Raw genomic sequence first — 18,501 nt, 5'->3', positions numbered from 1 at the left:
GGCTCGGGCGATCAGAGCCCGTAGCCGAAGATCGCGGTGATGCGATACTTGTCTTTCACTTTTGCAAAGCAGACATGGCTCTGCGAAAGCCCGAGCGGATCATCACCATCCTTCAGATACCCCTTCACGCCACCGGCGGTCTGGGCGCGCGTCCAGCCGTCGGGCGTGTGGGGATCATAGTCGGATATCAGCAGCGTGTTCGCCGGCACGCGTTCGCCGCGCCGGCTCCCGGGCGCCTTCGCCAGAAGACGTTCATCAGCAAAGAAATACAGACTATGGGCGTCGAGGTCGAAGCGCCTGGCGAAGGCGCGCACCGCCTTGACGTCCACCTTGTAGGCGGGCGGAGTGCACGTCGCGCCGGGCGCCTCGCGCAGCCTCCCAAAGGTGGCGTCTTCGGAAATGAGAGAGGCGAGAAGCGTCATGGCCGTCAGCCGGTAGTCGGGCACCGGCTGGCCGGCCGCGAACTCGCCCTGCTCCACCATCACATTCGCCATGCCCTCGAGATAATCGCGCGCGAGCTTCGGACCCGGCCTCCAGCGCTCGAACGGGTCCAGCCCGCGCGAGAAGGTCTTGGTTCCGACCGCGAAATAGGCCTCGACCAGCGGAATGTTCTTCTCGCTGCCGGTGGCCGCGATCCCGCGCAACTCGCCCAGAACCTTCCGCAGCTCCGAATCCGGCGTGACGATATCGCCATAGGTCGCGCGAAGCTCCCCGGCTTGGGAGGCTTGAGCCGCGGTCGCCGCCAGAAGAGCGACAAGAAGCGCCAGGATCGATTTCATGGGACGTGCACGCCGATGCTTGCCGGCCAACAAGACGAAAGCCGGGGTCCGGCAGAGCCGGGCCGCTCGGCAAGCATCCCCTCGGGGTCAGTCGTTGAGCGTGTAGCGACCGAGTTCGCAGATATTGATCCGCTCACGCGTCACCTCGTCGCCGTCGGCGAAACGAAACTTGAAATCATAGATGCAGTCCCGGCGACGATCCGAAAGATTGACATTCGCCTCGCTGCCGGCGCTGAGCGTCTGGCGACCGAGTATATCGTCTTCCCATTTCTTCACGCGCGTCGGCGACGCCCAGAACGAATGGAGCGTGTAGCTCGTCTGGTTCGACAGGATGAAGGAGCAGGCGTCTCGGCCACGGTTGCATGCCGACGCCATGCCGACAGACGCCGCAAGCAGGGCAAGCGCCGCGGCGGAACGAACCAATGGATTCAGGTTGCAAGGCATTCTTTGTAGACCCCCGTTTGGATGCTGCGCGGCTACACGCGGCCTTCCCATCCCCTGGGGCGCTGCGTTCTAGAGCCGGCAGGTCAGCCAGAGCATCACCGTGCATGGGACCGCGTTGCTTGACAGCCCCTGTTCAGGGGGATGGCGGGTCACAATTTGGCGGTCGAATCCACGTCCCGTTCTGACCGATCCGGCCTCGCTCAGGGCTTCGGCCGCGATAGACCCTTCATAGCCCGGGGCTCCCTCTCGCGGGCGCGCAGGACCGCCGCCGATGAAAGAGACCACCTCAGCCGGACGTAGCGGAATGAAGAGCCATCCGCTAGCATCGCCGCTGGTGCATGTCTCTACATCTGCCTTCTTCCGTCAGTGTTCTGACGAAACCACATTGATCGAACAGCGCGCTATCGGGCGGATGCATCCTTCGCCCGAGGAAGCGCGTGATGGGGCTGGGCCTGTCGATGCCAATCGGTTCGGAGTTGCGGGCGGTCATTCGGCACCGCCCGACGACGATCTTTTCTCTGCTCGCAGTAGCGAGCCTGCTGATAACCGGGTTTTTCGGCGGCCTGGTCGGCATTCTGCCGAGCGCCAACGTCCAGGCACGCCATGGACAGGGCGGCCGCGTGGTGGTTGACGGCCTCGCAGCAGGGATGCGCGAAGGGACCGCCCGCTTTGTCGATCAGGCCGGTCAGATCCGGCTGGAACTGCCGCTCCGCGAACTGATCGGCGAATTGGAACCGCGCGGAACGCCGGCCGAGAATACCGCCATGTTCGCGCGGCGTGACCAGACCTCGGCGCTGCTGCGCGAAGCTGGCGTCACGCTGCAATTGCCGGATGGGCGCGTGCTGCCGGTTTTCACGGTTCCGTCCCGCGGCTTTCACCTCCAGCTCGATTCCTGGATCGCGCTCGGCGTCGGCTTTCTCTCCCTGATCATCGGCCTGTGGGTGCTGGTGTTGCGCCCGCGCGAACTGACGGCACAGCTGTTTGCGATCAGCGGCGCATCCCTCTGGACGGCCTCGCTCACCATCGCCCTCACCGTCGAGAGCAGTATTGCCACGCCCGGCTGGGGGATGAAGTACCTGCTGCAGGTCAATCATATCTCGGCACTGGTCTTCAGCTGGGCCCTGGTCTCGATCTTCGGTGTCTATCCGCTTCCGATCGTGCCCCGGATCGCCATTGCGGGCCTGGCGCTGCTGATGGGCGGGCTGGGCGTCGCGGGCCTCTACGATGCGTGGACAGATGTGTTCGGGACGCAGCTGATCGCGATGGTCGCCCTTGTTGTCCTGACCTTCGTGCTCGTCCTGATACAGGCGTGGATATCCCGCAGGGACCCGGTCCATCGCGCATCGGTCGCCTGGATCGGCACGGCGCTGGTCCTCAGCGCGGGGCTGTTCACGGCCGTCAATTTCATACCGCTCCTGATGGGGTCGCCGCCCCTGCTCGGCGACGCCATCGCCATGACCGCGTTCCTGCTGTTCTATTTCGCGCTCGCCATCGCCATCACGCGCTATCGCATGTTCGATCTCGGCAACTGGACGGTCCATGTCGTCCGCGCCGTCATCGTGCTGCTCTTGATCCTTGTCGCCGACATGGCGCTGGTCTATTGGGCCGGCGAGCAATGGACGCTCTCGATCGCCGTCCTGCTCGTCGCGCTCGCCTGGATGCCGATACGCGGACGCCTGATGCGGCTGGCAGAACGTCGACGCGACCGGGACAACATGCGTCTGATCCGCGGCGCCAACCAGGTCGCTTTCGCCATCCGGCCGTCCGAGCAGGCAGCGCATTGGCGCGATGCGCTGGCAGCGCAGTTCGATCCGCTCGAGATCTCCGGCGCCAGGGCCGACGTCGCGGAGATCCGCGATGACGGCCGCATCCTCGCCATCCCCTCCCCGCTGGGCGGCGAAGCGCTGGCGCTTGGCTACGCCGGCAAGGGCAGCCGGCTTTTCGACAGCAACGACCTGGAAATGGCCAAGGCGCTCCATCGCCTGGTCGAGGAAATGATCGCCGCCCGCCGGGCCTATGACCAGGGCGTGCGCGAGGAACGAACCCGGATTGCGCGCGACCTGCACGACGATGTCGGAGCGCGTCTCCTGACCGGACTGCACATGGCCGACCAGCGCCTGCGACCGACCCTGCAGGCGGCCATGTCGGATATCCGCGCCATCGTCAGCGGCATGACCGGCGAGCAGGTCTCGCTGGAGCGGCTGCTCAGCGAGGTCCGCCACGAAACCGCACGGCGGCTGGAAGCGACCGATATCCGCCTCGACTGGCCGCTTTCCGAAGAGCCAGACGAAGAATGCCTGCTGGACTATCGCCGGAACAAGGCGATCACCTCCGCCTTCCGCGAGGTGGTCAGCAATGTTATCCGCCATGCCCGGGCCACGACGCTGCAGGTTCGGATCTCGGCCGGTGTCGACCGGCTCGACGCCGTGGTCCGCGACGATGGCGACGGCATGCCGGAAGCCGCGCTTGCCGGTGAAACCCAGGGCTTCGGCCTGCGCAATCTGAAGCGGCGCCTGATCGACGTCGGCGGGCAGATCGATATCCGGTCCGGCCCGGGGGGAACCGAAATCAGCCTTTCGATGCCACTCGGTCTCGCAGCCGCTTCGTCAACCTCTAAACAGGGGGTGACAGAGCCACGGGGCGATCTACCTTGGCCGACATGATGGAAACAACCACGGCAAGATTGTGCCTGCTGGTCGAGGACCAGCCGCGAAGCCGCGACTGGCTGCTTGGCGTGTTGACGGCCGCCTTTCCGGGAATCGGCGTGGTTGCTTTCGCTCGCCGGGCCGAAGCCCTGGCATGGCTCGCGGAACGGCAGGGCTCCGGCGTGCCGGGATTCGATCTGGCGCTGATCGATCTTGGCTTGCCGGACGGCTCCGGCATCGACCTGGTGCGAAAGCTGGTGGAAGCTTGGCCTGATGTCATGCCGGTGATCGCTACCATCTACGACGACGACGCGCATATCTTCGAGGCCATCGCCGCCGGCGCGCGCGGCTATGTGCTGAAGGACGAGGAGGCGGACCTCCTGATTGGCATCCTGCGCCGGATCGATCGGGGCGAGCCTTCGCTTTCGCCATCGGTCGCCCATCGCCTGCTCGCCCATTTCCGCGCGCCGCCTTCCAAGAGCGGCGACGAGGCGGGCCTCACCCCCCGCGAGACCGAAACACTGACCCTCCTGGCGCGGGGCCTGACGGTTGCCGAGACGGCGGAGCGGATGGGGCTGAGGCCGCAGACCGTCGCGGGCTACGTCAAGGTGATCTACCAGAAGCTGAGCATTTCCACGCGGGCGGAAGCAACGCGCGAGGCGGTTCGACGCCGGCTGTGCTGACGGCCAAATACTTTCGCGAAACCCGCCCCCCGCCTGAACCGGGTCTGTCAGCCAATGGCGCAGACAGCCTCGGAAGCGAGCGCTATCCCCCTCCCTCTTCCGCCACAGCCGTCAAGCCGTGGCCCGGCTGCCGGAGTGCCTCGCTTCGCCATGTCGACGAGGCCTTGGGAAGTCGTCCGGCCGGCGATCGACATCCACGCAGTCCCCTCAACCGGAACGCGCGGGAAAACCTCCTTGATATCAAGGCGATAGCGAGGTTCGACGGCGAAGCTGGATTTATATAGGTCTAAAAATATACATAACTGAATTGACTTATGTTCACGTCTGGACATTTATGAGTCCCTAGGGAGGAGGACGTCACGATCGGCGCTCCGTCCCGATCTGCGGCTCCGCCGCGCATCGACGAGACGTGGTGAACCGTGGCTGACCTTTATCTCCTGGGCCTGGACTTCGGAACGGAATCGGCGCGCGGCGTGCGGATCAACGCGGCGACGGGCGCCCAGGAAGCCAGCCACACCCATGCCTACCGCCACGGCGTGATGACCTCGGCACTGCCGGACGGGACGCCACTGCCTCCTGCCTATGCGCTGCAGAACGCCACGGACTATCTGGAGGCGGCGGAGGCCATCCTCGCGACCATTGGCCGCGACCATGCCATTGCCGGCATCGGCATCGGCTTCACCGCCAGCACGCCGCTGCCGGCGCGTGCCGACGGCACGGCGCTGTCCGTCCTGCATCCGAGCGAGCCGCACGCCTATGTGAAGCTTTGGAAGCATGCGGCGGCGCAGCCCTATGCCGATCTCTTCAACGAGCGCGGCGGCGCCTATCTGGAGAATTTCGGCGGTCGGCTCTCCGGCGAATGGCTGCTGGCCAAGGCGGCGCAGATCGAGGCCGAGGCACCGGCGATCTGGCAGCAGGCCGACCGTTTCATCGAGGCCGGCGACTGGCTCGTCTGGCAGCTGACCGGCCTCGAAGCGCGCAGCCTCGATTTCGCGGCCTACAAGGCCCAGTTCTCGGCCGCCGGTGGCTACCCGAGCAATGTCGTGGCAGGGCTTGCCGACCGCCTGTCGCCGCCGCTGCCGGTCGGCACTCCGGCCGGGCTGTTGACGCCGGAATGGCAGCAGCGGACCGGCATCCGCGGCGACGCCGTCGTGGCCGTCGCGGTGATCGATTCGCATGTCGTGCTTCCCGCCGTGGGCGGCACGGTCGCCGGCACGCTGGTCAGCGCGCTCGGCACCTCGGCCGCCTATCTCCTGCTTGGCGACAGGGCGCGCGCGCTTCCCGCCGGCATAGAGGGCGTCGCCGACGGCGCCGCCCTTCCCGATCTCTGCTGCTACGAGGCGGGCCAGGCTGGCTTCGGCGACACGCTCGGCTGGTTTGTGAAGACCTTTCCGCGCGGCGCCGACACGGCCGAGAGCTTCCGCATCTATGACGAAAGCGCCGCCGGCCTCGCGCCCGGAGAAAGCCGGCTGGTCGCGCTCGACTGGTGGAGCGGCAACCGCGTTCCCTTCGCCGATTCGAGCCTGAGCGGACTGCTCGTCGGCCTCAACCTCTCGACCAGCGCGGCGCAGATCTACCGCGCCCTGCTCGAGGCGCTCTGCTACGGCGCACGCTCGATCTTCGATCATCTCGCCGCCGGCGGCCTGCCGATCGAGCGCGTCATCATGACGAGCGGCCTGTCGCGCCGGAACCCGCTTCTGCTGCAGATCATGGCGGACGTGCTCGATCGCGAGATCGAGATTCCCGACATCGCCAACCCTACCGCCGTCGGCGCGGCGATCCATGGCGCGGTCGCGGCCGGCGTCGTTTCAAGCTTCACCGAGGGCGCGGCGCGGTTCGGCGCCAGCCGCTTCGACCGCTATCGCCCCGATCCAGAACATGCCGCGCTCTACGCGGTTCTCTACGACCAGTATCGCCAGCTCGCCGCCGACGACCAGATCCGTCGGTCCATGCGCGCGCTCGGGCAGGCGGGTGGCATTCCGGACGGCTCGCCGGGAACGCCGCGGTATCCGAGCCAGGGCCCGGACGGCGCCGCGGCGCCAACGGGATCCCAGCCCGAGGCCGGCCCGTCCCGGGCTCGCGCCTAAGTCGACAAAAACCAGGTTTGGAGGAGACCAGGACTATGTTGAAGACAAGCACCCGGACGATCCGGTCCATGGCCATGCCAGCCGCCCTCGCGCTTACCGCGACCGTCGCGCTCGCGTCCGCCGCCCGCGCCGAGGAGAAAGGCTTCCTGATCGGCATCGTCGAGCAGCAGCTCGCCAACCCGTTCTTCGCCAAGCTGCAGCAGGCCGGCGTCGACGCCGCCAAGAAGCACGGCCTCGAGACGATGACAGCGGAATCGAGCGTCGCCGGCGATTCGGCGACCCAGCTCGCGGCGATCGAGAACATGATCAATCGCGGCGTGAAGGGCATCGTTCTCGACCCCGCCAACGCCTCCGCCCTGGTCAAGATCGTCCAGAAGGCGCGCGATGCCGGCATCATCGTCGTCACCACCAACACCTCGCTCGAGCCCGCGACCGCGGCCGACGCCTCGTATGAGACCGACAACCTCGCCGCCGGCGAGCTGATCGGCAAATGGGCGAAGGCCCGGCTCGGGAGCACACCGGCCCGCGTCGCCATGCTCGACTACGACCTCTCCGACAAGACCGCCAAGGCCCGCCATGACGGCTTCCTGAAGGGCTTCGGCCTGACCGAGACCTCGCCCGAGATCGCCGGCACGGCGCTGACCCAGGCGAATGTCGAGACCGGCCAGTCGTCGATGGAAAACCTGCTTTCGGCCCATCCCGACATCAACGCCGTCTACACCATCAACGAGCCGGCGGCGCAGGGCGCGTTCCTGGCCATCAAGAAGGCGAAGAAGGACATCGTCCTGACCTCGATCGACGGCAGCTGCTCGGGCGTGCGCAGCGTCGCCGACGGCACCATCGGCGCCACCGTGATGCAGTTCCCGTCCAACATGGGCCAGCTCGCCGTCGACGCCATCGTCACCGCCGTCAACGGCGGCGCCAAGCCGACCGGCATCAACAATTCCGGCACCATCCTCATCACCGACAACCCGGTCGATGGCATCGAATCCAAGGACTCCAAGTGGGGCCTGGAAAACTGCTGGGGAGAGTAAGAATGGAACGGTCTGACCGGGCTCGCTTGGATACCGGACAGGCACGCGTCGACGCGGAGACGGCAGGGTCACCCCCTGCCGGCTTCCTCGCCGGGCTGCGCCGCACGTCCCATGCCCTCTTCGCTTATCCGGTCACCGGACCGCTCATCGCGCTCATCCTGATCCTCGTCGTGTTCTCCGTCACGACATCGACCTTCCTCAATCCCGGCAACCTGTCGCTGATCTTCCAGCAATCGGTCGTCGTCGGCACGCTGGCGCTCGGCCAGACGCTGATCATCCTCGTCTCCGGCATCGACCTCGCCAACGGCGCCATCATGGTGCTGGGAATGGTGGTGGCCGGCAGCCTCGCCGCCGGTGGCGATCCGATGCTCGGCATGCTCGTCGGCCTCGCCGTCTGCGTCGTCGCCGCGGCGATCAACGGCCTCATCATCACCCGCTTCCGCCTGCCGCCGTTCATCGCGACGCTCGGCATGTTCACCATCCTGACGGCGGCGGCCCGCCTCTACACGCAGTCGCGCAGCTACCCGATCTCGTCCGACTTCATGACCATCCTCGGCGAAGGCCCGAGCTGGGGCCTCGTCACGATCACCTATGGCAGCATGCTCTGGATCGCCCTGACGCTGATCCTCGCCTATGCGCTGAACCAGACCGCCTGGGGCGTCCGCGTCTACGCCATCGGCAATTCGCCGGCCGCCGCGCGCCTCAACGGCGTCAACGTCAACGGCGTCATCTTCAGCGTCTATGCGCTGGCCGGCGTCTTCTACGCCTTCGCCGGCTGGCAGGCGCTCGGCCGCACGCCGATCGCCGATCCGAGCGGCTACCAGATCGCCAATCTCGACAGCATCACCGCCGTGGTGATCGGCGGCACCAGCCTGTTCGGCGGCCGTGGCGGCGTCGCCGGCACCTTCGTCGGCGCACTGATCGTCGTGGTGCTGAAGAACGGCCTGACCCAGGCCGGCATCGACTCGCTCTACCAGCAGATCGCCACCGGCTTCCTGGTCATTCTCGCCGTCGGCGCCGACCAATATCTCGGCAGGGGGAAGCGCGGATGACCACGTTCGAACCGTCCACCGGACTCGTCATGCAGGCGGTCGGCCTGACCAAGCGCTACGGCCATGTCGTGGCGCTCGACGGCGCCGATTTCGAACTGGCGAAGGGCGAGATCCTCGCCGTCGTCGGCGACAACGGCGCCGGCAAGTCCAGCCTGATCAAGGTGCTAACCGGGGCGACCATCCCCGATTCCGGCTCGGTCTTCGTCGACGGCAAGCCGGTGCACTTCAAGAACCCGCTGAGCGCCCGCCTCGCCGGCATCGAGACCGTCTACCAGGAGCTCGCGGTGGCGACGCAGCTCAACATCGCGCAGAACCTGTTCCTCGGTCGCGAACTGCGCAAGCCCGGTCTGCGCGGGCGGATCCTGCGCCAGCTCGACAAGTCGGGCATGCGCCAGCAGGCTGCCGACCACATGAAGAACCTCGGCATCCGCATCCAGTCGATCAACCAGAAGGTCGAGACGCTCTCCGGCGGCCAGCGTCAGGCGGTCGCGGTTGCCCGCGCCGCGGCCTGGGGCAAGCGGGTCGTCATCCTCGACGAACCGACCGCGGCGCTCGGCGTGCGCGAGACCAACCAGGTGCTGAACCTGATCACGCGGGTGCGCGACCAGGGCCTCTCGGTCGTCCTGATCAGCCACTCGATGCCGGACGTCTTCCAGATCGCCGACCGCATCCATATCCACCGGCTCGGCCGGCGCGCCGTGGTCGTCAGCCCGAAGACGACGTCGATGAGCGACGTCGTGGCGGTGATGACGGGCGCCCTGCCCCCGGACAAGGTGCAATCGAGCCTGATCGCGACCGGCGCCACGAGCCCGGCCAGCCACTGAACCAACCAAGAGAGAGTCACACCCATGTCGATCCTCGACAAGTTCTCGATGCGGGGCAAAGTCTCCGTCGTCACCGGCGGTAATCGCGGCATCGGCAAGGCGATCGCCATCGGCCTGGCCGAGGCCGGCTCGGCGATCGCCATCGCAGCCCGCGACGAGGCGAAGAGCGAGGAGACGCTCGCCGAGCTCCGCAAGCTCGGCGTGCCCGCGATCGCCGTGAAGACCGACGTCGCCAGCCGAGACGACCTCGAGGCGATGGTCGAGACGGTGACGCGCGAGCTCGGCCCGATCGACGCGCTCGTCAACAATGCCGGCATCGGCTTCCATGCCGACGCGCTGACGCTCTCTGACGAGGAATGGCAGCGCCTGTTCTCGATCAATCTCGACGCCGTCTGGAAGGCGAGCCAGGTGGTCGGCAACCAGATGGTCAAGCGCGGCTCCGGCTCGATCATCAATATCGGCTCGATCTCCGGCTTCATCATCAACCGTCCGCAATGGCATTCGCCCTACGGCATCTCCAAGGCGGCTGTGCATCACCTGACGAAATCGCTCGCGGCCGAATGGGCCAAGGCCGGCGTGCGCGTCAATGCGATCGCGCCCGGCTACGTGAAGACCGAGATCGCCAGCACCGAATACGAGGACTACGCGCATTACTGGCGCGACGAGGTGCCGATGCAGCGCTACGCCACGCCGGACGAGATCGCGCCGATGGCGCTGCTGCTTGCGAGCGACGCCTCGACCTTCGTCACCGGATCGGTTTTCGTCGTCGACGGCGGCTACACACTCTGGTAGCCGAGGAGGACGCAATGCCCGCGGTCCTTCCGCGGCCTTCCAAGAGAAGCACCCGCCCCGTGAAGGACCAATCGGACAGGATCGATATCGGGCTCGCGGCCAGCGCCGCGCCCCTTCTATCCCTGATCGCGTCTGGCCGAGCCCAGTCCCGCGCCGAGCTGATCGAGCGGACCGGGCTCTCCCGCACGACGGTCACCCAGCGGCTCAATGCGCTGATCGCGGCCGGCCTCGTCGACGAGGCCGCCCGGACGCTGCCGAGCGGCGGGCGGCCTACCCGCATGCTGGAGCTCAACACCGGCTTCGGCGTCGTCCTCGCCGCCGATGTCGGCGAGAGCATCCTGCGGACGACGGTCACCACGCTCGAGCCGTCGATCCTGGCCGAATCGACCTGCGCCATCGACCTGCGCGGCGGTCCGCCGCCGGTCCTGCAGACGATCGTCGACCAGTTCCAGGCCCTCCTGCAACAGATCGGCCGCCCCGCCGAGGACGTGCTCGGCGTCGGGCTCTGCCTGCCGGCGCCGGTCGATTTCGGAGCCGGCCGCGTCTTCGGCCCGTCGATCATGACCGGCTGGGACGATTTCGACATCCGCTCCTGGCTCGGCTCGCGCCTCGGCGCGCCGGTCGTCGTCGAAAACGACGTGAACCTGATGACGCTGTCGGAATCGCGCCGGTTCTGGCCGGAAGTCGAGCAGCTCCTCTACATCAAGGCCGGCACCGGCATCGGCAGCGGCATCATCGCCGACGGCCGGCTCTACCGCGGCGCCCAGGGCGCCGCCGGCGACATCGGCCACATCCAGCTGAACTCGGACAACCCGCCGCTCTGCCGCTGCGGCAAGCTCGGCTGCGTCGAGGCGCGCGCCGCCGGCTGGGCGTTGGCGCGCGACCTGCGCGAAAAGGGCTATGACGCCCACAATGCGCGCGACATCGTCGCTCTCGTGCAGAAGAGCCTGCCGGAAGCGATCCATTCGGTGCGCGAGGCAGGACGCGTTCTCGGCGAGGTCACCGCCGACGTCGTCAGCGTGCTCAATCCGAGCGTCATCGTCATCGGCGGCACGCTTGCCGGAGCCGACGAATACCTTCTCGCCGGTGTGCGCCAGCTCGTCTCCGAGCGCTCGCTGCCGCTTGCCACGCGTGAGTTGCGCATCGTCCGCGCCAAGTCGGACGGCAGCGCCGGCATCCTCGGCGCCGCCCAGCTCGCCATCGACACCGTGCTGCGCCCCGAGGCGATCGAGCAGGTGATCGTCAGATACGTCCGCTCACTGGCACAGTAGCTCAGACAGGGATTGCGACCCGATGGGGGGCGAACATCGCAGACTTGGATTGGCCAAGGCGCTCCCTCGCCACCGGCGAGGAAGCCAGGTTGATCACGTCGCGCCGGCAGCAGGGCCGGGCGCGACGCGGATAGCGGTATCGGTTACTCCGGATTGCCCGGCAGGAAGTGGAAGGGCTTGGCCGGCTTGAACTCGGCCGCGACTTCACCCGAGAAGACTTCACCGTTCTGGATCGTCAGCTTCTTGATGGGCGCGCCCGGCTTCAGGTCGAGCTGGCCCAGCGACACCCAGAAGGTGTTCGGACGCGTGGCGGAGTCGAAGTAATAGATCAGGTTTTTCTGGTCCGAGATCGAACGCCAGATGGTCGAGGAGATGTTCGGCTGGTCCGGCGTGGTGATGCCGAGCGGCACGCTGACGGCGCGCTGCACGCCCATGACGCTGGCGACGGCCTGGAAATCGAACGACTGTCCGGGAACGCTCTTGATGTAGTTGGGATCCGCCTGCTTCGGGATCGCGCCGAGCAGGAAAGAGGCGCGGGCGAAGCGGTCCGCGGCTCGGTTGGTGCCCGGCAGGAAGGTCAGGCCGCCGATTTCTTCCCAGTATTCGTTCAGCGCCAGCTGCTTGTCGTAAGCCGGCGAATTGGTCATCACCTTGTATTGCTTGCCGTGATGGATCCGCAACTTGCCATCGAGGTATTCGAAGATGGCGGAATCGCCTGTCGAGTCCGAGATGGCGAGATGGAGGGCAGCCGGCGAGCCGTTTGGCAGCTCCGGCGCCAGCAGGTTGAACGGCTCGGTGCGCAGATGCTCGACCGCCTCGTCCACGGTCGCGAAATTGTCGAGCACGTACTGGGCCCACAGCGAGATGGAGAGGAACGGACGCCCCTCGACCGGCTTCGGATACTGCGATTCCGCCAGATAGAGGATGTTGGCGACGAGACCCTTCTCGTTCATGCCGTCCGTGGAGCCGGCCTCGTAGCCGGAGGTGATGACGCTGCCGTACTTGGCCGTCCACTTCAGCGACTGCGGACCCGATTCGCCATTGCGCTCGATGCCGGCCGGGAACGCCCACAGATTGGAGAACATGTCCTCTCTCCAATCCATGTTGCGGCCCGTCGCGACCATGTTGCCGTCACCGACGAACAGAGTGCGCGTGCAGGCGTCGGCGAAACCGGTCAGGGTCGGCATCAGCATGGCGGCCGACATGGCGAGAGCCGCATATCGAGAGAGACGCTTCTTCATGACAGAAGACTCCTCCTGTGAGTTCAGGGCGAAACGGGAACGGACGACCGGACTTTACCGGATCACGGTGACGGCCTGACTGCGCAAGGGAGAGTGTCGGAGCAGGGGCACGGCAATGGGCGCATCTCTCGGTAGGATCGAACCGCGTCGGAGGACCATCGACCGGCCGTGGGGAACACACGCGAATCGACGCATGTCTGCCTGGGCACAACCAGATCCTCCACCGCCACTTACGGGCTTCGGGCGACGCCCGTCAACATTCGCGGACGGCGGCGGCGCGGCGGCCACGGTCGCATCTCGCGGGTTCCCTTGCGATTTTTCGAGCCAAAGCCGTCGCCCCGTCCTATAGCCAGTGTCGGAAGCCGGCGACCGCCTTTGGCAATGCGACCCGGCAAAACTGCACGAGACACCGATGTTCGACCTGACACCCACCGTCGACCCTGCCGACAAGCCCGGCTTCTACCGCGACCTCGACCAGCAGCTGGCTTCGCTGTTCGAAGGCGAGCATGACCCGATCGCCAACGCCGCCAACATGTCGGCGCTGCTCTACCTGGCGATGCCGGAGCTGAACTGGGCCGGGTTCTATTTCCTTCCCGAAGGGACGGACGTCCTCGTCGTCGGTCCGTTCCAGGGCAAGCCCGCCTGCGTCCGCATCCCGATCGGCAAGGGCGTCTGCGGCACGGCCGTGGCGAAGCGCGAGACAGTCCTGGTGCCGGACGTGCATGCGTTTCCCGGCCACATCGCCTGCGACGCGGCCTCGCAATCGGAACTGGTGGTGCCGCTGATCCGCGACGGCAGGGTGCTGGGCGTGCTCGATCTCGACAGCCCGCGCGCCGGCCGCTTCGACGCCGACGACCCGGCCGGCGTCGAACGCCTCGTCGCGCGCTATCTCGCCAGCCTGCTGAGCTGAACCGTCTCGGGGTAACCAGCCGGAAAGCGGCGCCGTCTAGAAACACGGTCTGGACAGCGCCGCGCCGACGATCGGGGCAGGCCCGGGGGACGGGGAAAGACGCATGACGGTGGGGCAGACGACGGGAATCGCGATCATCGGCTGCGGCTATGTCGCCGATTCCTACCGGCAATGCCTGTCGCTGCATGACCGCACGCTGCGCCTGACCGGCGCCTATGACCGCGATGCACAGCGCCTTGCCGCCTACAAGGCGACTTGGGGCGACCATGCCTATGCCTCGCTCGACGCGGTGCTGGCCGACCCTGCCTGCTCGATCGTGCTGAACCTGACCGACCCGGAGAGCCACGCCGCCGTCACCGAGGCGGCGATTGCCGCCGGCAAGCACGTCTATTCGGAAAAGCCGCTGGCGATGACCGCGACCGAGGCATCGGCGCTGCGCGACCGCGCGCGGGCGGCCGGCGTCCGGCTCGCCTCCGCGCCCTGCAACCTGCTCGGCGAAAGCCTGCAGACGGCCTGGGCGGCGGTCCGCGCCGGGGCGATCGGCAAGGCGCTGCTCGCCTATGCCGAGCTCGACGACGGCATGATCCACCGCACCCATTATGGCGACTGGCTGAGCCGCAGCGGCAAGCCCTGGCCGGGCCGCGGCGAATTCGAGACCGGCTGCACCTATGAGCACGCCGGCTACGCGCTGACGATCTTCGGCGCCATGTTCGGCGCGGCGACGCGCGTGACCTCCTTCGCGGCGCTGCTGGTGCCCGACAAGCAGACCACGCCGCCGCTCGCTCATCCGGCGCCGGATTTCTCCGTCGGCTGCATCGAATATGAGAACGGCGTTGTCGCGCGGCTTACCAATTCGATCGTCGCGCCCTATGACCACCGCATGCGGATCATCGGCGAGACGGGCACGCTGGAGATCAGGGAGCCGTGGGACTATGCCTCGCCGGTGATCCTGCGCCGGCCCGGCGAAGGCCGGATCGCGCGGCTGATCGAGCGGCGTCTCGGCGGCGGCCTCGGCAAGCGCCTGCCGATGGCGCGCAAGGTGCCGTTCAAGGGCGGGCGCGGCAAGCCGACCATGGATTTCCTGCGCGGGCCGGCGGAGCTGGCGGCGGCGATCCGCGACGGCCGTCCGTCACGGCTCGACGAGGACTTCGCCGTGCACATCACCGAGGTGACCGAGATGCTGCAATATCCCGAGCGCTTCGACCGCCCTGCCCGCGTGCAATCGCGCTTCGCGTCGATCGAGCCGATGGAGTGGGCGCGATGACCGGCCCCGCCGCCGAGGCCAACCTGATCACCTGCTCGTTCCGCGGCGATCTCGACGTCTGCCGGATGCTGTGCGAGAGCATCGACCGCTTCGTGCCGGCCTCGATCCCGCACAGCCTCTACGTGCCGCGCGCCGACCTGCCCCTTTTCGTCGACCTGGCCTCGGATCGCCGCACCGTCGCGGCGCAGGAAGACCTGCTGCCGCGCTGGTTCCGCAAGCTGCCGCTTCCCGGACCGGAATGGCGGCGGCGGCTGCGCCTCCCCCGCCGCAACATGTATGTGACGCCCTACAGCCCGCTGGTGCGCGGCTGGATCGCGCAGCAGATCATGAAGATCGCCGCGACCGCCAACGCCTCGGCAGAGATCGTCGCCCATATCGACAGCGACAACGTCTTCATCCGGCCGCTGAAGCTCGAGCACCTCGCCCGCAACGGCAGGGTGCGGATCTATCGCAATCCGGACATGGTCGATCTCGAAACGCATCGCGTCTGGCAGGAGACGGCGGGAAAGCTGCTCGGCCTGCCCGGCAGCCGCTATTACGGCGCCGAATACATCAACCCCTTCGTCGTCTGGCGGCGCTCCGTCATTCGCGGCATGATCGAGCGGATCGAACAGATCGCCGGGCGCGACTGGCGCATCGTCCTCGCCCGCACGCCGCATTTCGCCGAATATGTCCTCTATGGCGTCTATGCCGACAAGGTGGTCGGGCTCGACGCGGCCGGGCTGATGCCGGAATCCTTCACGCTCTGCCACTCGCGCTGGGGCGACGAATTTGCCGGCGCCGAGGACGAGGCATCCTTCATCCGCTCGCTGCGGCCCGAGCACGTCACCTGCCTGATCCAGTCGACCATCGACACGTCGATGACCAAGCGACAGGCGATCTTCGACCAGGTCGCCGCGCTGGCCGCCGAGCAGGATCAGGAAGCCGTCGACCGCTTGCCTGCATCGGTCTCGCGGTAGACGGGATAGAGGCTGCCGAGCGACAGCTTGCCGAGCACGCCGGCCCAGCGATAGCGGAAATCCGCTTCTGCCGCCGGTCCCTTCCGGCGAAGGAACGGATAGCGCAAGGCCAGCAGACCGAGTTGCACCAGCGCCTTCGCCCGCAGCCACCAGCGGGTCAGAACCGGCGACGTGCTGTTGCCGGCGACCGCTTCGGCATAGACCTGCCCGCCAGCGAAGAAGCGGCGGCGGAGATAGCCGGGATCGCAGCGCGAGGCCGGCACGAATTCCGACACCCGCGCCGCCGGCAGCCAGCCGAAGCGGCGCCCGCGCGCCTGCAGCCGGCAGAAGAGATCGAGATCCTCGCCGCCGGCATGACCGAAGCGCGGATTGAATGGCTCGGCATCGGATAGCGTCGTGGCGCGGCGGAAGATCGAGTTGCAGGTCGCGACCGTGATGACGCGCTCGCTGCGCCTGCCAAGCGCCACGACATCCTGGCCGGACGGCGCCTCGATCTGGCGCGAGAACAGCGTGTGGATCGCCGGGGTGACGCGCTCGGGCGTCTCGAACAGTGGATCGACGCCGCCGAAGAACACGTCGTGCGGATGCTGCCGCAGCCCGGCGACGACCCCTTCCAGCCAGCCCGGCGCCAGTTCCTCGTCGTCATCGATGAAGGCGATGACCGGCGAGGTGGTGGCGCGGATGCCGGCATTGCGCGCGACCGAGATGTTGGCGGGATGGGCCTCGACATAGCGGACCTCGAACGGGCTCGCCGCATCGGCCGCCGCTACCACCGACGCCGCCGATCCGTCATCGCTGTTGTCGGCGACCACGACGGTGAGCGTGGTCCCGGCCGGCACGGACTGCGCGCGAATGCTCGCCAGGGCCTTGCCGAGAAGCTCCTCGCGCCGATAGGTGCAGATGATGATCGAGAGATCGATCGCCTCCGCCTCGCTCGTCCTCGTCCTGTCCAAACCCGTCGCCCCTGCCCGTTTGCGCCCGACTCTTTGTGGGGTCGCGTTTTCTTCACGCGAACCGGTATCCACTTCGCTTGAAAACGCTCTAGTCCAACCCGCTAGGCGCGGCCACTGCGGACTGCGAAATCGCGGCCGCGCGACAGTACGAACAGGCAGAGCACGGCGATGTTCGAGAACACCGAACCGCGCATGAACAGCGTCGCCTCGGTCAGGTTGTGCAGCAAATAGAGCAGCAGCAGCATCGTCAGGAAGCCGATGGCGGCGCGGGAGGATCGTGACAACGGGCCGGCGATCGCCTGCGCCATGCCCGACACCACACCCGCCGCCACGATCAGCGCGGCGGCGATCGTCGCCGGCAGGCCGACATGCAGCCAAAGCTCCAGATAGCCATTATGCGCCTGGTTGATCGTGCCGATCTCGACGTCACCGAGCCAGGTGCCGGGCTCCAGCCGCTGCAGCGGATCTGCGGCGAGGCCGACATCCCAGAACGCGCCATAGCCATGGCCGAGCCAGAAGCGCTCCTGCGCCGAGCGCAGCGCGAAGGCCCAGAGTTCGTCGCGGCCGGTGAAGGAGGCGTCGCCCAATGTCGCGGTCAGCAGCGCGTCGACATCGAAGTCATAGACGGCGAACAGGCCGAGCAGCGCGTTGACTGCAAGGAACCCCAGCGCAATCATCAGCAGCACGAAGCGCGCGCCGAGCCACTCGGCGCAGGCGAACACGGCGATCGCCATCACCGCGACGCCGGTGAGGCCGATCGACGTCTTGGACTTCGTGATGACGAGGAAAAGCAGCGCCGGCAGCAGCATCAGGAGGCCGAGACCGACGGAGCGGGAACGGGTCACGCCCAGCATCCAGGTCACGCCGCAGATGACGGTGATCATCGCCACCAGGCCGGCGACGTTCTTCTGCGTGTAGAGGCCGCGCACGCCGATATCGGTGATCGCGACGCCGGGCCAGAGCGCCGTGCCGATCAGGTTGACCAGCATGACGCCGGTCAGGCCGACGAACCACCAGCTGTGAAAACGGCGAAGATCCTGGAGGCTCGCCGCAATCCCGGCCGCGATCGTGGTCAGGAAAACGAGCAGCAGCGCCCGCCGCAAAGTCAGCCCCGGATAGTCCGACCACAGCATGCTGGCGAAGCAGAAGCCGGTGAACGCGACCAGCGGCAGGTTGCGGATGAACAGCGATAACGTCGCCCGGTGATGCACGACGAGGGTGACGAGCGCGAGCAGGAAGAGGCCGAAGACGGCGAGGCGATCAAACGGGCTGCCCTCGACTCGCTCGGCCACGGAGGCGTCCGCGAAGGGGCGCGTGCCGACGAAGGTGTAGAGCATGAAGCCCGCCAGCAGCACGCCATGCAGCCAGCCGGCGATTGAGACGGCAACCCCGCCCACATCCGTCGATGCGGGCCGGCCGACCGGCATCGGAGCATCGCTCATGCGCATATTTCCCGGCTGCGAAGTTCGGTCGCGGGCACGCATCCTATCCCTGCCGCGCCGTCCCGACGGACGGTGCGGCAAGTTGGAATGCCGTGACCATCCGCTTGCCTTGCTATCATAG

At 67.1% G+C, this 18,501-nt stretch carries 16 protein-coding genes; 11 read left to right on the top strand and 5 right to left on the bottom strand.

What is annotated here, in order from left to right:
* Positions 1 to 11 precede the first annotated feature (11 nt).
* Together OSH07_RS02870 and OSH07_RS02865 are read right to left on the bottom strand one after the other, a co-directional pair.
* Positions 12 to 779, bottom strand: coding sequence for a hypothetical protein (locus OSH07_RS02870; RefSeq protein WP_266337088.1), 768 nt, complete (start codon positions 777 to 779; stop codon positions 12 to 14).
* Between the two features lie 87 nt (positions 780 to 866).
* Positions 867 to 1,154, bottom strand: a complete 288-nt coding sequence (locus OSH07_RS02865) for a hypothetical protein (RefSeq protein ID WP_266337087.1) — start codon at positions 1,152 to 1,154, stop codon at positions 867 to 869.
* 509 nt (positions 1,155 to 1,663) lie between these two features.
* Between OSH07_RS02865 and OSH07_RS02860 the strand changes: the two genes are divergently transcribed.
* The 8 genes from OSH07_RS02860 to OSH07_RS02825 all read left to right on the top strand — a co-directional run bounded on the left by OSH07_RS02860 (position 1,664) and on the right by OSH07_RS02825 (position 11,611).
* Positions 1,664 to 3,886, top strand: a complete 2,223-nt coding sequence (locus tag OSH07_RS02860) for a sensor histidine kinase (protein ID WP_266337086.1) — start codon at positions 1,664 to 1,666, stop codon at positions 3,884 to 3,886.
* On the top strand, positions 3,883 to 4,551 hold the full coding sequence (locus OSH07_RS02855; RefSeq protein ID WP_266337369.1) for a response regulator: 669 nt from the start codon (positions 3,883 to 3,885) through the stop codon (positions 4,549 to 4,551). The genes OSH07_RS02860 and OSH07_RS02855 overlap by 4 nt, the downstream gene beginning before the upstream one ends.
* A gap of 419 nt (positions 4,552 to 4,970) precedes the next feature.
* Complete coding sequence (locus tag OSH07_RS02850) at positions 4,971 to 6,638, top strand: ribulokinase (protein ID WP_266337085.1); 1,668 nt, start codon at positions 4,971 to 4,973, stop codon at positions 6,636 to 6,638.
* A gap of 68 nt (positions 6,639 to 6,706) precedes the next feature.
* Positions 6,707 to 7,672 carry a substrate-binding domain-containing protein gene (locus OSH07_RS02845; protein ID WP_266337084.1) on the top strand — a complete coding sequence of 322 codons (966 nt, stop codon included), beginning with the start codon at positions 6,707 to 6,709 and terminating at the stop codon, positions 7,670 to 7,672.
* A 2-nt stretch (positions 7,673 to 7,674) separates the two neighbouring features.
* The gene (locus tag OSH07_RS02840) at positions 7,675 to 8,724 is read left to right on the top strand and encodes an ABC transporter permease (RefSeq protein WP_266337083.1); all 1,050 of its coding nucleotides are present in this window, start codon (positions 7,675 to 7,677) and stop codon (positions 8,722 to 8,724) included.
* Complete coding sequence (locus OSH07_RS02835; protein WP_266337082.1) at positions 8,721 to 9,548, top strand: ATP-binding cassette domain-containing protein; 828 nt, start codon at positions 8,721 to 8,723, stop codon at positions 9,546 to 9,548. Before OSH07_RS02840 ends, OSH07_RS02835 begins: the two co-directional genes overlap by 4 nt.
* Positions 9,549 to 9,572: 24 nt before the next feature.
* Entirely contained in the window at positions 9,573 to 10,340 is a 768-nt protein-coding gene (locus OSH07_RS02830; RefSeq protein WP_266337081.1) for an SDR family NAD(P)-dependent oxidoreductase, read from the top strand.
* A gap of 59 nt (positions 10,341 to 10,399) precedes the next feature.
* Complete coding sequence (locus OSH07_RS02825) at positions 10,400 to 11,611, top strand: ROK family transcriptional regulator (RefSeq protein WP_266337080.1); 1,212 nt, start codon at positions 10,400 to 10,402, stop codon at positions 11,609 to 11,611.
* A 143-nt stretch (positions 11,612 to 11,754) separates the two neighbouring features.
* On the opposite strand, the gene OSH07_RS02820 is transcribed toward OSH07_RS02825, so the two are convergent.
* Entirely contained in the window at positions 11,755 to 12,852 is a 1,098-nt protein-coding gene (locus OSH07_RS02820; protein WP_266337079.1) for a linear amide C-N hydrolase, read from the bottom strand.
* Between the two features lie 412 nt (positions 12,853 to 13,264).
* Between OSH07_RS02820 and OSH07_RS02815 the strand changes: the two genes are divergently transcribed.
* From OSH07_RS02815 to OSH07_RS02805, 3 genes are all read left to right on the top strand, one after another.
* Positions 13,265 to 13,762 (top strand): GAF domain-containing protein, encoded by a 498-nt coding sequence (locus tag OSH07_RS02815; RefSeq protein ID WP_266337078.1) that lies wholly within the window; start codon positions 13,265 to 13,267, stop codon positions 13,760 to 13,762.
* Positions 13,763 to 13,865: 103 nt separating this feature from the next.
* Positions 13,866 to 15,026, top strand: coding sequence for a Gfo/Idh/MocA family protein (locus OSH07_RS02810; protein WP_266337077.1), 1,161 nt, complete (start codon positions 13,866 to 13,868; stop codon positions 15,024 to 15,026).
* Positions 15,023 to 15,985, top strand: a complete 963-nt coding sequence (locus OSH07_RS02805) for a DUF6492 family protein (RefSeq protein WP_266337076.1) — start codon at positions 15,023 to 15,025, stop codon at positions 15,983 to 15,985. Before OSH07_RS02810 ends, OSH07_RS02805 begins: the two co-directional genes overlap by 4 nt.
* Here OSH07_RS02805 and OSH07_RS02800 read toward each other — a convergent pair.
* Both OSH07_RS02800 and OSH07_RS02795 read right to left on the bottom strand, forming a co-directional pair.
* Entirely contained in the window at positions 15,943 to 16,938 is a 996-nt protein-coding gene (locus OSH07_RS02800) for a glycosyltransferase family 2 protein (RefSeq protein WP_266337075.1), read from the bottom strand. The genes OSH07_RS02805 and OSH07_RS02800 overlap by 43 nt on opposite strands.
* 101 nt (positions 16,939 to 17,039) lie before the next feature.
* Positions 17,040 to 18,380 (bottom strand): O-antigen ligase family protein, encoded by a 1,341-nt coding sequence (locus OSH07_RS02795; RefSeq protein ID WP_266337074.1) that lies wholly within the window; start codon positions 18,378 to 18,380, stop codon positions 17,040 to 17,042.
* Positions 18,381 to 18,501: the final 121 nt, after the last annotated feature.

Source organism: Kaistia nematophila (assembly GCF_026343855.1).
Lineage (GTDB): Bacteria > Pseudomonadota > Alphaproteobacteria > Rhizobiales > Kaistiaceae > Kaistia > Kaistia nematophila.
Note: the sequence above shows the minus strand (reverse complement) of the source record. Positions and strands in the feature narration are given on the sequence as shown.